Genomic DNA, 13,995 nt, shown 5'->3' with positions numbered 1-13,995 from the left:
CAACAGGCTGGTATTGTTCAAAAACTTTCGGATCAGGCTCTAATAAACATCGCCGTACTGCGCCGGTGGCCCTGATGTTGTTTCTGCGGAAAAACTGACGATGCAGAAATCATGCGGCAATGAACGCGCATGTGGCATTATGACTGGTCAATGATGATAATATGGGAATTTCAGAAAATTACTTTCTTTTCATGGATCAAGTTGGAAAATATTATTCTGCGAAAGTGACATACTTGGAAACTGCACGTTTTTGAGAGCAGCTTTCTGGCGCTGCCGGGAAAGTGTAAATTCTTGTATGCCGCATGATGTTTCTGGGGCACAGTTATTGTTTTATATATAATCGGTAATATCGCCGGGAGGAAATGCCATGTTCAAGGCTGTCATGATTGAAAAATCTGCGGACGGTGTACAGTCCGTGTCCGTCAGGGATGTGGCGGATAACCAGCTTCCCAAAGGGGACGTGACGGTTCGGGTAGAATGGTCAACCCTGAATTATAAGGATGCACTGGCCATTACCGGGCGTGGCCCGATCGTACGTTCCTTTCCGATGATACCGGGCATAGATTTCGCAGGCATTGTCGAGTCCTCGCAACGAGAAGACATCAGGCCCGGTGCGCGGGTCATTCTCAACGGCTGGGGTGTTGGTGAAAAACATTGGGGCGGGCTTGCAGAAAAAGCGACGGTCTCTGGTGACTGGCTGGTGCCGCTTCCCGACCGTTTGACAAGCAGGCAGGCCATGGAAATCGGCACGGCTGGCTATACGGCGATGCTGTGTATACAGGCCCTGCAGCGTGAAGGCGTGACCCCTGACAAGGGGCCGATCCTGATCACGGGGGCCACTGGTGGTGTGGGAAGTGTGGCAATCATGCTGTTGAGCAGGCTTGGCTATCACGTTGTGGCCGTGACAGGTCGTCCAGAGGAGGAAGCCTATCTAACTGCTCTCGGCGCGAAGGAAATACTTCCACGACAGGCATTCACCACGCCAGGTAAGGCGTTGGAGAAGGCACGGTGGGCTGGGGCGGTTGACGTGGCCGGGGGCACGGTTCTGGCGAATGTCTGTGCGTCCATGGCGTATGGTGGTGTTGTGACAGCGTGCGGACTTGCGGCGGATATGTCATTTCCCTCGACCGTTGCGCCGTTTATCCTGCGTGGGGTGATACTGGTCGGAGTGGATAGCGTTATGTGCCCCCGCGACAGGAGACTTGCCGCATGGTCGCGTCTGGCGGAATTGATCGATCCGGTAAAACTGGCGGAAATGACGTCTGAGATTGCGCTGGCTGACGCCATAGAGGCATCAGCCGCCCTTCTTGATGGAAAGATACGTGGGCGTGTTGTGGTGCGTATGTCCTGATATTCAGCCCGGGATTCAGGACAGTTCTGAAATCATGGGGCTTGATGTGCAGCAAATTCGGTGTGGCACACAGCATATGACAGGCATGGACTCAACATACCATGCTTTACCCGTGCATTTTCTGCTCTGCGACGGTTTTGCGAAGGAAATCCTGCAATATAAGTGCATGGTTACATTGAGTATTGTGGGCTGCATAAAGGAGTGTGACGTTCTGCTGCCCTGCCAGATGCATGAGGCGTGACAGATCGGCGTTCCCGTGCATCAGTTCCTGACGGTAACGGATCTGGAACATGTTCCAGTTGGCAGGGTCATGACCGAACCAGCGCCGCAGTTCCGGGCTGGGTGCGACATCCTTTAACCAGTACTCCATGTGTACATCGCTTTTATGCAGCCCACGTGGCCATAGCCGGTCGACAAGGATGCGAACGCCGTCATGTGGGTCAGGCGTGTCATACACACGCTTGATTTTTATGTCCGGCATCTGATGGTACCGCACATGGCATGGCTCCCCTGACGTCATGGTGCGTGGGAGGCAGCGTGCCTCCCACGTTTTAAGAACCGGTCTGCTGATCTCAGGCTGCGGAAAGAACGAGGTCCGGGTCAGCAGCAGAGCCAAAGAACTCATATCGGATCTGCGTTGCCGGCAGTTTTTCGTCCCTCAGTGTATCCACCATATCCCGCATGAAGGAATCCGGGCCGCAGATATAATAGGTGGCAGAGCGATCAAGTGTTTGCCGCAACCAGTCCGGGCTGATCCGTCCTGCATGGGTGGTTATGCCTGACACACTTTCCTTTGTTGGTGATGATTCCTGTGAATAAAAGAAATCAGCCTTTAAGACATCGATTTTTGCAAAATCTTCAATCTGCGTGACAAAAGCCGCCAATGCCTGTGTATCGGCACCGTGAACGTAACGGATGCTTCTGTCCGTATGTGCTTGTGCAAGTTCACCGAGCATGGACATGACCGGGGTCAGCCCGACACCTGCCGTCAGAAAAACAAGAGGGTTTCTGTCTGTTTCGTTAAGGAAAAAATCACCTGCAGGATTGGCAACCTGCAAGATATCGCCTTCCTTCACACTGTCATGCAACCAGGTGGACGCGATGCCCCCGTCCTGTCGCCGTACACTGATGCGATAATGATCCTCCCCCGGTGCGGAAGAAATACTGTAATTCCTGCGCTGTGATCCGTGTTCGGGCACATCCAGCTTGAAACTGAGATATTGTCCCGCTTTGTGGCGGAAGATCGTGCCCCCATCCACTGGGACCAGTTCGAAGGAGGTAATCGTGGATGTTTCACGACGGCGCGAACGCACGCGGAATGCACGCCAGCCCGTCCAGCCACCGGTCGTGGATTCGTTGCCTTCGTAAATCTGTTTTTCACGCCCGATCAGGATATCAGCAAGGAACCAGTAAGCTTTTCCCCATGCATCCAGAATTTCCGGTGTCGCGGCATCACCAAGAACATGGCCAATCGCACCAAGGAGCGCGGTTGCTACATAAGGATAATGTTCGGGCAGGATGTTAAGGCCAACATGTTTTTCCGCGATCCGTTCCACCATGCCGCCGAGTGCGCCAAGGTCATTGATATGTTCGGCATAGCACAGCACGGCCAAAGCCAGGGCCTTGGGCTGTTCGCCATCCTGCTGGTGGGAGAGATTGAACAGGTCGCGAATGGCTGGTGTCTCAAGAAGACGTTTGTACATCTCTGTTGTAATCGCCAGGCCATGTGCCTTGAGCGCCGGAACGGTGGCAAGGATGATGGAGCGTGTCTGGTCGTCCAGGGGGGCGGACATGGTCGTTTCCTTTTAAGGTTTATGATCCATACACCTTAATTTATCCGCATTGGAAATCATGTCAATATCAGATACCTTTAATCGACCATGAAGCTTATGTTGCGAACCGATGACGCGTTACGCGCCTTGATCCCTCTTGCGTTCCGCCGGGAAGGTGCTGTGTCGCCACGTGACCCCGGCGGCGCAACAGCACGGGAATGTTGTGACCGTCTGGCTCGCTCAGGGCGGCGCTACTGTGCAATGTTATGACCCGGTATGGACGCTGTGGCCGTATTCACATGTTCCTGCGCGTTGATGTCAGGATGCCATACAGAGGCCTTGGCACGTGTTCTGTGTTATACTGATCCAAAAAATGCGTATAATCGCGACGGATTACTGAAATTATTGCCCACGATGCATAAGGCCTGTGGGATATGGTGTCTTTATGAAAAATGGACTGTCCCAGAACCTTTATCATTCCTGATGAATGGCTTGTTTCCAACAGGTTTCCTATGACGTTATACGGGTCAAGGCCGTACCTTTGTGAAACGCAATATGTCCGGTCTTAAGGCTTTCAATTTCATATTGCGGGTTTATGGCCGTTGCATGATGCTGGTATCCATTCACCATAAAAGGTGCGGTATGTATGTTGCGGATACGGCCGCTGACGTAACCGGCCTCGGAATTCCACGATACGATATCACCGATTTCGAAAGTCTTTGACTGCATGACGGCTTCCTCTCTCAACATATTAAAGGGCGACGGGGCCTTGGATCCTGTTTCGAACGCTTTTTATACGGTTGGCCATTCAACGCATTCAGTCTCTGATTTTATCGCGATCTTGCGTCGTTATAATATTACGATGGTTGTCGATGTCCGGGCTTTTCCATATTCCAGACGTAATCGGGAGTTTGACGGTTCACGCCTTATAGCCGAACTGGCGCCATATGGGATTGGCTACCGTCATGTTCGGGAGCTTGGGGGGCGACGTCCGCGCTCGAAAACGGTTGGCACACACACCAATGCATTCTGGCATGTGCAGAGTTTTCACAATTATGCTGATTATGCATTGGGAGGGGAATTCCAGCAGGGATTGAAAACCCTCATGGAATTGGGGGAACATTTTACTGTCGCCATCATGTGCGCCGAAATCCTGTGGTGGCGATGTCATCGGCGTATCATCACCGACTATCTTCTGGAAAACCACCGGCAGGTTTTCCATATCCTTTCCATTGCAAAGATCGTCGCGGCACAGATGACGCCAGAGGCTGTGATCGGTGATGATGGTTGTGTCACTTATCCATCTTCAGTACCTGCATCATGATTTCTTCCTTCTGGTTGCAGAGATTTCTTCTGCCAGGGTGATAAGTGCCGTCAGGTCCCGTTCATCGACATCAAGCGGATCAGGCATTTTCTGAAGGGCAACATGGATATCATCCCGTGTGAAATGGCCCATGGGCAGGGCGGTCAGGGTGGCTGGTCCGGGCCTGTGTGGGTAATCATGACCGGTGCTGCGATGGTACAGGACCGCAACACACGTCAATATGGCTGAATTGAGCGCAACAGGCAGGAAGGGGAAGGCAAGTCCCGTCATCAGGTCATGGCTGGCCGGATGGATCAGCGTTGCCATCAACGCGGTCGCCCCTCCTGGTGGGTGCAGTGACCGCGTCATGGACATCGCCATGATGGCCAGGCAGACCGAAAGCCCGCAGGCAAGCGCAAGGGGCAGGCCGCAAAGGAGGGAGATACCAACGCCAATCATGGCGGACAAAGTATTCCCAAGAATAATTGCCCGTGGTGTTGCAAGTGGGCTGGCCGGGACGGCGAATGCCAGCACTGCCGAGGCCCCCATGGGGGCGATGATCGCGATATGATCGAAATCTGATAAGGCGTCGCCAATGAGATAGGTTGCTGCAATCCCCAGCAATGCCCCGGTGGCGGCGCGCAATAAGATCGTCATGAGATACAACCTTCGTCTTATATCGGAATATTGGGGACGCCTGATACTCCCCGGCCTGGCATTCTGGCAGGGATCTGTATGAAAAAGCATAATGGCCCGAATGTTTTTAGGCTATCATTGTATGACTGTAATATAGAAAATTATGACAAAAATGTAGGGAGATATTCTGTGCCGCAATACGCCTATCTTGCACAGTGGAAAGATGCGATCAGCCGCAGCCCGAACGCCATGTACCTGACGATTGTGGATGCTCTGGCACTTTCCATCCGCAAGGGCGACCTGCGGGAAGGGGACAGGTTGCCACCCCAACGCATGATCGCAGACTATCTTGGCGCCAATCTGACGACCGTAACCCGGGCGTTTACCGAAGGCCGGCGGCGTGGTCTGATTGACGCCACCGTCGGGCGCGGCACCTTTGTCCGTGTCGGCGCGGGCGAAAGCCATTGGCGCCATACCGGGCCTGCCGTGGTGGACCTGACCATGAACCTGCCGCCCATCCCGCAGGACCCATCGTTACAGCGTATTATCCAAACCGATATTACAGCCATTCTGAAGCAGCAGGACCTGAACAGCCTGATGTCCTATCGGGTAACAGGGGGGACGATCGAGGAACGCCAGCTTGGCGCGAAATGGATCGCCCCTGTCATCGGACAGCGTCGTACGGATGAAATCCTTGTCGCACCGGGGGCCCAGAGTGCGCTTGCGGCAATCGTCAGCACCCATACACAGCCGGGCGACGTGATTGTTACCGATCGCATCGCCTATCCCGGCATCCGAACCATAGCGGCACAGTTCGACCTTATTCTGGTCGGTGTGGATAGTGACATGGAAGGGATGATGCCAGAACAGCTTGCTCGGGTCTGTGCCGAACATCACCCCCGGCTGCTTTACTGTATTCCGACCATTCACAACCCCACCACGGCCACGATGTCCCTGCAAAGGCGCAGGGACATTCTTGCGGTTGCCCAACGCCATCACCTGCATATCGCGGAAGATGACCCCTACAGCCTGCTGATGGACAGCCCGCCCCCCGCGCTGGCGGCCCTTGACCATAGCCGTGTCAGCTATGTGGCCACCCTTGCCAAGACACTCAGTCCGGGCCTGCGCACCGCCTATGTCGCCCTGCCCAATGCGGACATGACCCGGCGGGTTGCGGCGGCCATACGGGCCATCGCCCTGACCAATGCCGGCCTGCTCAGCGCGCTGACGGCGCGGTGGATGCTGACCGGGCAGGCACATACGATCCTGCATGCCATCCGCACGGAACTGCGCCTGCGCCAGTCCATTGCCCGCAAGGTGCTGGGGGCGGGACACTGCATGAATCCTGACGGGCCACATGTCTGGCTGAAACTGCCTGCCTGGTGGGGCAGTGCGGATTTTGTCGCGTATGCACGCAGGCGTGGCCTTGCATTGGTGCCCAGCACCGTTTTCACCATCAGTGGGGAGCCCCCGCAACGTGCAAGAATCGCATTGGGCAGTGCGCCGGATGCCGCAAGCCTTGAGGACTCCCTGCACGGGGTGCTGTCGGTGCTCCAGCACAAACGCTCCCCCGGTTTCGCCGATATTGTGTGACCGGGCTTTGTGTGACCGGGCTGTCATGCTTCGAATCGACAAAATTTCCTGCTCCCAGAGGGAGGAATGCGGGAATCCCGAAAAACAAACAGCCCCTTCATTCACGAATAAGTGATTTTAAAAGCGTTTTAAAACAATATGTTAGAGAATTATTCCTTGATTGTGTGGCAATGTGATATTTTTTGTATGGCTCTGTCTTACAAGGAGAGGGGCATGGGCTTTTCTTTGAACCATTTGTACCCCTGAACACAGGTATACAATATTTTGGCCTTCCGTCATCCCGTGCCACGTTCGCTGTGGCAACACGATCAGTCCCGGCGTCTCGCCGATGATCGTAGCATACGGGAGATATATCATGCCGAAAGTCGAACACACTCCGCATAAAGATGGTGATTGCTTCGTCAATTATGAAAACAAGGTTTTCGAGGACGTCAAAGCCCGGCCCGGCGAGAAAGCCCTCATCACCTTTCATACCGTCGCCAATGAAGGATCGGTCGGATTTGTAAATCTGCTGCAGGCCACACGCCTGATCCGCAAGGGGTTCGAGACGTCGGTGCTGCTGTATGGGCCGGGCGTGACCCTTGGTGTGCAGCGCGGCTTCCCCCGCCTGGGTGATGAAGCCTTTCCGGGGCACATGAACTGCAACAGGCAGGTTGCAAAGATCCTTGAAGAAGGCGGCAAAGTCTATGCCTGCCGCTTTGCGCTTCAGGCCCTTTATGGTTATGGCGAGCAGAACCTGATCCCCGGCATTACGCCGATCAATCCGCAGGACGTGCTTGACATCATCCTGCTGGCGCGGCGCGACAACGCCTTCATCCTCAATACCTGGACTCTCTGAAGGTCGAAGGGAGGACCGCACGCCATGTCCCGTATCGTTCGCGCCGCAGCCATCCAGATCAGCCCTGTTCTGGGGGATGATGGTCTTGGAACTGCCCGGAAAGTCTGCCAGGCCATCCGTGATGCCGCCGAAAAAGGTGTTGCGCTTGCGGTCTTTCCCGAAACCTTCGTGCCTTATTATCCCTATTTTTCGTTTATCCAGCCTGCCTTCCGTTTTGGGAACGAGCATCTGGCACTTTACGAACGTGCCGTCGTCATTCCCGGCCCCGTGACCAGGATGGTGGCCGAGGCCGCGCGCCAGACCGGCATGGTCGTGGTGCTGGGTGTGAATGAACGCGATTTCGGCACGCTTTACAACACACAGGTCATTTTTGACGCAACAGGTGAAATCCTGCTGAAACGGCGCAAGATCACGCCCACTTACCATGAACGCATGGTATGGGGGCAGGGCGATGGCGCCGGGCTGAAAGTGGTGGACAGTGCCGCCGGGCGCATCGGGGCGCTGGCATGCTGGGAGCATTATAACCCGCTTGCCCGCTATGCGCTGATGACCCAGCATGAAGAAATACACTGCGCGCAGTTTCCCGGTTCACTGGTGGGGCAGATTTTCGCCGATCAGATGGAAGTCACCATCCGCCACCATGCGCTGGAATCCGGCTGCTTTGTCGTGAATGCCACAGGCTGGCTTACGGACGAACAGATCAAGGAAATCGCGCGTGATCCCGCGTTGGAAGGACCGATGCGAGGGGGCTGTTTTACCGCCATCGTCTCACCCGAAGGCAGGCTGCTTGGCACGCCGCTGACGGAAGGGGAGGGCATGGTCATTGCCGATCTCGACTTTGCCCTGATTACCAAGCGCAAGCGGATGATGGATTCCGTCGGGCATTACGCACGTCCCGAACTGCTCAGCCTGCTGCATGACCGACGGCCCGCGCGCATGGTGCATTACGCGGGTGAGGTGGATCCGTCTTTCCCATTTACGGATGAGGCCGCGCCATGACCGTACCGACCCTCGGCACGCTTTCGGGCCGCCAGCTTGTCACGGATCTGCAATCCTTCGGGCTGCAGATCGGCAGCGATAATGCTGGCATCGCCCGCAAGGGCGGGGCCGGCCCTTCGGACCACAAGACCATCACCATCGCGGGCCAGACCGTCATGGTCCCGGTCTATACATCCGGTGCCCGGCGTTCCCCGTTTCAGGCAAGCCCGCCGGACCCGCAGGGCGCGAGTACGCTGCTGCGTGATGGACGGGTTCTGGGCACGATCCATTTTCCCGCTGCCCCCCGTTTTTATGGGCTGCGCACGGCAGATGGCGTCCCTTACTGGAAAATTGCCCTGCTGCATGGGCGTGACACGCTGGCGACCACGGTACACCAGACCTGCATCCGTTATGTCGACCGGCGCACCGCCTGTCAGTTCTGCGCCATTGGCCAGTCGCTGGAGGCCGGGCGCACCATTGCCCACAAGACGCCCGCGCAACTGGCGGAGGTCGCAAGGGCTGCCGTGGAGCTGGATGGTGTGCGCGACATGGTGCTGACGACCGGCACGCCCAATATGGTGGATCGGGGGGCGGCGGTCCTGGCGGAGTCCGCCCGCGCCATCAAGGCGGCGGTGGACCTGCCGCTTCAGGTGCAGTGCGAACCGCCGCGCGATCATGACTGGTTCCATCGCCTGCGTGACGCGGGGGCGGATAGCCTTGGCATGCATCTCGAAGCGGCCACGCAGGCCGTGCGTGAGAAGATCATGCCCGGCAAGGCCACCGTCAGCATCGACCGCTATATGGAGGCGTTCGCCAGCGCCGTGCCCATTTTCGGGCGTGGGCAGGTCAATACCTACATTCTTGCAGGGCTTGGTGACAGTGCCGAAGATATTCTGGCCCTGGCCGGGCGTCTGATCGCACTTGGGGTCTATCCCTTTGTGGTGCCGTTTGTACCTATTTCCGGCACGCCCTTGGAAAATCATGCGCCCCCTTCGTCAGATTTCATGAAGTCCGTTCTGGCGCCACTCGGGCGGATGCTGCGGGAAGCAAACATGAAATCCACCGATATCCGGGCCGGGTGCGGCCGTTGTGGCGCCTGTTCCTCGCTTTCGGCGTATGAACGATGAATATGCGGGTTGAAGGGATGGAAGACCGGCCGTTCATTCCCACGGAATATGTCGTGCGCCTTGCCCGTACGCCATGGGAATGCGCTGGTTATCATGCGTTGCGCCGCGAGGTGTTCTGCACTGAACAACATGTGTTCGCCGATGATGACCGCGATGCGACCGATGCGGTTGCCATTCCCATCATCGCAGCGTGCTGCATGGCGGGCATGCCGGACCGGATTGTGGGTGCCGTGCGCATCCACGAAGCCGAACCCGGCATCTGGCGTGGTTCCCGCCTGGCTGTTCATGCGGATCACCGCAAACTGGGGCGGATCGGGGCGGAACTGATCCGAATGGCGGTCAGTACCGCGCACGGGCTTGGGGCCACGCGGTTTATGGCACAGGTGCAGGAACAGAATGTACCGTTCTTTCGCCGCCTGCACTGGAAAAGCCTTGGCGCCATCACCCTGCACGGCCTGCCGCATCATGACATGCAGGCCGACCTGTCGCGGTATCCCGCCCATAGGCAGGACCAGACATGGCTGCTGCGGCCACAGCCCCGTCAATATTCCCGTCAACAGCTTCGCAACCGGCAGGTGGCGTGATGGCCGATATATTGTGCGACATGCTTTCGCGCCTGCGCACGGGGCGTGCGCTTGTGGCAAAGCAGGACATTACACAGGCCGTCGCCATTCTGGGTAAGGGGGCGCGACAGGCCATCCGCCTTGGGGATGACTGTGCCGCCATACCCGATGGCGATGGTTACCTCCTGCTGGCCAGCGAAGGGTTCCAGGACAGTTTCGTCCGGTCCATGCCATGGTTTTCTGGCTATTGCGGCGTGATGGTCAATGTCAGCGACATCGCGGCGATGGGGGGGCGCCCGCTTGCGGTGGTCGATGCGTTGTGGAGTGACACGCCAGAGGTTGCAGCCCCGATCCTGACCGGCCTGCATGATGGCGCGCGCACCTATGGCGTGCCTGTCGTGGGCGGGCATACCAACATGCGCAGCCCCCATAATTCGCTGTCGGTTGCGATCCTTGGCCGTGCCCGGCATCTTCTGAGCAGTTTCGATGCGCGACCGGGCGAGGTCCTGATCGCCGCCATCGACCTGCGCGGGCGCTGGCATGATCCGCACCCGTTCTGGGATGCCAGTTCCACCCTGTGCGGTACCGGCGGGGCTGCGCGGCTGCGCGGGGATATCGAACTCCTGCCCATGATTGCCGAAGATGGCCTGAGCCGCGCCGCCAAGGATATCAGCATGGCCGGGCTGCTCGGCACGGCCCTCATGCTGGCTGAATGTTCTGGCGTGGGCATGACCATCATGCTTGATGACATCCCGCGTCCGGGGGATGCGCCAATGGAACGCTGGCTGTCCGCATTTCCCAGCTATGGCTATCTGCTGACGGCCCGCCCCGAGGATGCCGGGGCGATCATGGACCGGTTTCGCGGACGTGACATTGCGGCGTCCGTCATCGGTCGGTGTGACAGCACGCATCGGGTCGATGTCCTGTGGGCGGATGCGCGGGAAACCTTCTGGGACCTTGCGCACAGGCCGCTCATGGGGGTGGCGCCATGACCCTTCGCATCGGTATCCTGACCCATTCGACCAATCCGCGCGGCGGTGTGGTGCATGGCATGGCGCTGGCGGAAGCCCTGTGTGACGCCGGGCATGACGCGATGCTGATCGCCCCGGATGTGACGGGGGCGGGTTTCTTTCGCAGGCCCCGTTGCGCCACCCGCTGCATCGCGGCCATGGCAGGAGACGACCTGCCGGCACTGGTGGAACGACGCATTATGGAAATCCGTGATGCAGTCAGAGAGGATACGAATTTCGATGTGCTGCACGCCCAGGACCCGATCAGCGCCAACGCGCTGGCGGATCTGGTGGCGGAAGGGCGGATACCGGGTTTTGCCCGCACGGTCCATCATCTGGACCATTTCCCGCATCGTGGTGTCGCAGCCCGTCAGGCAAGAGGGATTACCAGTGCAAGCGAGCTTTTCACGGTCAGCCGCGTCTGGGAGGATACCCTCCTTGCCGATTATGGGCGGCCTGCGCCTGTCGTGGGAAATGGCGTTGACCTTACAAGGTTCTTTCCGGGGGCGGGGCCGCGCGATCATGCGTTGCGCGCCCGCTATGGGCTTTCGCGTACGGCACGTCTTGTGCTGTCGGTTGGCGGGATAGAGCGCCGCAAGAATACGCTTGTGCTGCTCAGGGCATTTAAGGAACTGCACCGCGAACAACCTGACCTGCATTTCGTAATCGCCGGGGGGGCGTCCCTGCTGGACCATTCCGATTATCGCCGCCTTTTCGATCAAGAGCTTCAGGCAGGGGATCTGGTCGGTGCGGTAAGTGTGACGGGCACGATTGCCGATGACGATATGCCCGCATTATATCGGCAGTCCTGCGTACTGGCCTATCCTTCACGGACGGAAGGCTTCGGCCTGTGCCCGCTTGAGGCTCTGGCCTGCGGAATTCCGGTGGTGGTGCCTGCTGCGCCGCCCTTTAGCGAACATTTCCATACGCCGGAGGTTGTGTGGTGCCAGCCAGAATGTCCCCGGACACTTGGTGATGCGTTACGCGCGGCCCTCAGTATCGAAAGCGCGCGCCGCTTTCGGGTCAGTGGGCCTGTAACGGCGGCCCGTTTCGACTGGCGCCGCGTCGCCGGACGGCATCTTCGCGCATATCGGCGCCTGGCGGCATTGCAGCCCGCCGGACGCCCTGTTCCAAGGAGGGTATCATTATGCCCGAAATGATTTTTCGTGTGCGCTGGCCTGATGGGAAGGAGGCTGAGTGCTACTCTCCCTCACTGGTCATCAGGGACCATTTCACGGCCGGTCAGGACTATCCGGTGCGTGAATTTCTTGAAAAGGCAGACATAGCCCTGACAGAGGCCAGCGCGCGGGTGCGGGCACGTTATGGCGTCCCGTGCAGCCGTGCCCTTGGTCAGCTTCAGGCCATCCGCCAGACCTGCACGCCCTTCCTCACGCGACCCGATGCGCAGGTGCGCGTCCTGTCCTTCAGACCATAAGGCGGAATATTCTTATGACACAGCAGGAAAAAACCATCCCCGTCGTGATCGTGGGCGCGGGCCAGGCCGGCCTTTCCATGAGCTGGTACCTCTGTCGCGAGAAGGTGGAGCATATTATCTTTGAGGCAAAAACCGCCTGTCATTCGTGGGATGATGAACGCTGGGATAATTTCTGTCTCGTGACGCCCAACTGGCAATGCGCGCTTCCCGGTCATCCCTATCAGGGAAACGATCCGCATGGATTTATGGTAAAGAACGAAATCATAGATTATGTCAGAGGTTTTGTCGCCTCGTTCAATCCCCCCCTGCGTGAACATAGTGCCGTCACCTCCATCACCCGCCATGAAGCGGGGGGGTATCGCGTGGTGGTGGGCGATGAAGTCTGGCATGCAGGGCATGTGGTCATCGCATCGGGCGCGTATCAGGATGCGGTGATCCCCGGCTATGCCAGTGCGATTGACCCATCAATTTTCCAGATCCACTCGCAGGATTACCGAAATGCCTCCCAACTTCCACAAGGGGCGGTGCTGGTTGTGGGCAGTGGGCAGTCCGGCGCGCAGATTGCTGAGGACCTGTTCCTTGAAAACCGCAAGGTGCATCTGTGTGTGGGGTCCGCCCCGCGTGTTTCACGCTTTTATCGTGGCCGCGATGTTGTGGACTGGCTTGCGGACATGCATTTTTACGACCTGACGGTGGATAATCATCCCTTGCGTGATGGTGCGCGTGACAAGACCAATCATTATGTGACTGGGCGCAATGGTGGTCATGACCTTGATCTGCGCCGTTTCGCCCGCGAAGGCGTGGGCCTGCATGGCACGCTGGCGACCATCCGGGACGAGGTGGCGCATTTCGCACCGGATCTGAAGGAAAACCTTGATGATGCGGACAGGACCAATGCCGACATCAAGAAGTCCATTGACGCCTATATCGCCCGCGAAGGTATCAGCGCCCCGACGGAAACAGACTATGTCCCTGTATGGGAACCCGATGGCGGCAACATGCCTTTGGCCCTGAAGGCTGCCGGAATCACCGCGATCATCTGGTGCATTGGTTTCCGCCCGAATTATCGCTGGATTGATGTGCCGGTTTTCAATGGGGCCAACAAGCCGGTCTGGCGTCGGGGTGTGACCGATATGCCGGGCTTTTACTTTCTTGGCCTGCCATGGCTGCATACATGGGGGTCGGGGCGGTTTTCCGGTGTTTCACGTGATGCCGCATGGCTGGCAAGCCAGATTACCGGCAAAGATGTTCCCATAGCCTGAGAGAGTTTTTGAAACGTCAGAATCGATAACATACGGGAATCATAAAAGTTTTTTGTGAAGATTTTTACAAAAATCTTTGAAATACGCCGCCTTTTTCGATCAAAAGGCGGCACCCAAAAACTTTTCT

At 57.6% G+C, this 13,995-nt stretch carries 15 protein-coding genes; 11 read left to right on the top strand and 4 right to left on the bottom strand.

All coding sequences use genetic code 11. From position 1 onward, the window contains the following. Window positions 1-367: 367 nt before the first annotated feature. A complete protein-coding gene (gene acuI / locus B7G66_RS05720) occupies window positions 368-1,351 on the top strand; it encodes an acrylyl-CoA reductase (NADPH) (protein ID WP_003621311.1) in 984 nt (327 codons plus the stop codon). Window positions 1,352-1,457: 106 nt separating this feature from the next. Here the strand turns inward: acuI and B7G66_RS05715 are convergent, their stop codons facing one another. The 3 genes from B7G66_RS05715 to B7G66_RS05705 form a co-directional block, all read right to left on the bottom strand. Next, the gene (locus B7G66_RS05715) at window positions 1,458-1,832 is read right to left on the bottom strand and encodes a DUF488 domain-containing protein (protein ID WP_003621315.1); all 375 of its coding nucleotides are present in this window, start codon (window positions 1,830-1,832) and stop codon (window positions 1,458-1,460) included. A gap of 91 nt (window positions 1,833-1,923) precedes the next feature. After that, window positions 1,924-3,144, bottom strand: coding sequence for an NO-inducible flavohemoprotein (hmpA, locus tag B7G66_RS05710; protein ID WP_003621317.1), 1,221 nt, complete (start codon window positions 3,142-3,144; stop codon window positions 1,924-1,926). Window positions 3,145-3,633: 489 nt separating this feature from the next. Beyond that, window positions 3,634-3,852, bottom strand: coding sequence for a hypervirulence associated TUDOR domain-containing protein (locus tag B7G66_RS05705; protein WP_003621319.1), 219 nt, complete (start codon window positions 3,850-3,852; stop codon window positions 3,634-3,636). Between B7G66_RS05705 and B7G66_RS05700 the strand changes: the two genes are divergently transcribed. Then, the gene (locus B7G66_RS05700) at window positions 3,851-4,447 is read left to right on the top strand and encodes a DUF488 domain-containing protein (RefSeq protein WP_048858910.1); all 597 of its coding nucleotides are present in this window, start codon (window positions 3,851-3,853) and stop codon (window positions 4,445-4,447) included. The two genes, B7G66_RS05705 and B7G66_RS05700, sit on opposite strands and share 2 nt — an antisense overlap. Here B7G66_RS05700 and B7G66_RS05695 read toward each other — a convergent pair. Next, complete coding sequence (locus B7G66_RS05695) at window positions 4,442-5,083, bottom strand: HPP family protein (protein WP_003621324.1); 642 nt, start codon at window positions 5,081-5,083, stop codon at window positions 4,442-4,444. The two genes, B7G66_RS05700 and B7G66_RS05695, sit on opposite strands and share 6 nt — an antisense overlap. 168 nt (window positions 5,084-5,251) lie before the next feature. Between B7G66_RS05695 and B7G66_RS05690 the strand changes: the two genes are divergently transcribed. The 9 genes from B7G66_RS05690 to B7G66_RS05650 all read left to right on the top strand — a co-directional run bounded on the left by B7G66_RS05690 (window position 5,252) and on the right by B7G66_RS05650 (window position 13,868). Then, complete coding sequence (locus B7G66_RS05690; protein WP_003621326.1) at window positions 5,252-6,655, top strand: aminotransferase-like domain-containing protein; 1,404 nt, start codon at window positions 5,252-5,254, stop codon at window positions 6,653-6,655. Between the two features lie 355 nt (window positions 6,656-7,010). After that, a complete protein-coding gene (locus tag B7G66_RS05685) occupies window positions 7,011-7,493 on the top strand; it encodes an MSMEG_0572/Sll0783 family nitrogen starvation response protein (RefSeq protein WP_003621328.1) in 483 nt (160 codons plus the stop codon). Window positions 7,494-7,517: 24 nt separating this feature from the next. Then, on the top strand, window positions 7,518-8,492 hold the full coding sequence (locus B7G66_RS05680) for a Nit6803 family nitrilase (RefSeq protein ID WP_003621330.1): 975 nt from the start codon (window positions 7,518-7,520) through the stop codon (window positions 8,490-8,492). Next, window positions 8,489-9,598 carry an MSMEG_0568 family radical SAM protein gene (locus tag B7G66_RS05675; protein WP_003621332.1) on the top strand — a complete coding sequence of 370 codons (1,110 nt, stop codon included), beginning with the start codon at window positions 8,489-8,491 and terminating at the stop codon, window positions 9,596-9,598. Before B7G66_RS05680 ends, B7G66_RS05675 begins: the two co-directional genes overlap by 4 nt. Further along, window positions 9,595-10,182, top strand: a complete 588-nt coding sequence (locus B7G66_RS05670; protein ID WP_003621334.1) for an MSMEG_0567/Sll0786 family nitrogen starvation N-acetyltransferase — start codon at window positions 9,595-9,597, stop codon at window positions 10,180-10,182. Before B7G66_RS05675 ends, B7G66_RS05670 begins: the two co-directional genes overlap by 4 nt. Further along, a complete protein-coding gene (locus B7G66_RS05665; RefSeq protein WP_003621335.1) occupies window positions 10,182-11,153 on the top strand; it encodes a sll0787 family AIR synthase-like protein in 972 nt (323 codons plus the stop codon). The genes B7G66_RS05670 and B7G66_RS05665 overlap by 1 nt, the downstream gene beginning before the upstream one ends. Continuing rightward, window positions 11,150-12,331: an MSMEG_0565 family glycosyltransferase gene (locus B7G66_RS05660; RefSeq protein WP_003621337.1), complete on the top strand. Its 1,182-nt coding sequence runs from the start codon at window positions 11,150-11,152 to the stop codon at window positions 12,329-12,331. The genes B7G66_RS05665 and B7G66_RS05660 overlap by 4 nt, the downstream gene beginning before the upstream one ends. Further along, window positions 12,319-12,606, top strand: a complete 288-nt coding sequence (locus tag B7G66_RS05655) for an MSMEG_0570 family nitrogen starvation response protein (protein WP_003621340.1) — start codon at window positions 12,319-12,321, stop codon at window positions 12,604-12,606. Before B7G66_RS05660 ends, B7G66_RS05655 begins: the two co-directional genes overlap by 13 nt. A gap of 14 nt (window positions 12,607-12,620) precedes the next feature. Further along, window positions 12,621-13,868: an MSMEG_0569 family flavin-dependent oxidoreductase gene (locus tag B7G66_RS05650; RefSeq protein ID WP_003621342.1), complete on the top strand. Its 1,248-nt coding sequence runs from the start codon at window positions 12,621-12,623 to the stop codon at window positions 13,866-13,868. The last annotated feature ends 127 nt before the right edge of the window (window positions 13,869-13,995 follow it).

The sequence above is a fragment of the Novacetimonas hansenii JCM 7643 genome (genome assembly GCF_000964405.1).
Taxonomy (GTDB): Bacteria; Pseudomonadota; Alphaproteobacteria; order Acetobacterales; family Acetobacteraceae; genus Novacetimonas; species Novacetimonas hansenii.
The sequence above is the reverse complement of the archived record's forward strand: the minus strand, read 5'-3'. Positions and strand labels throughout refer to the sequence as shown.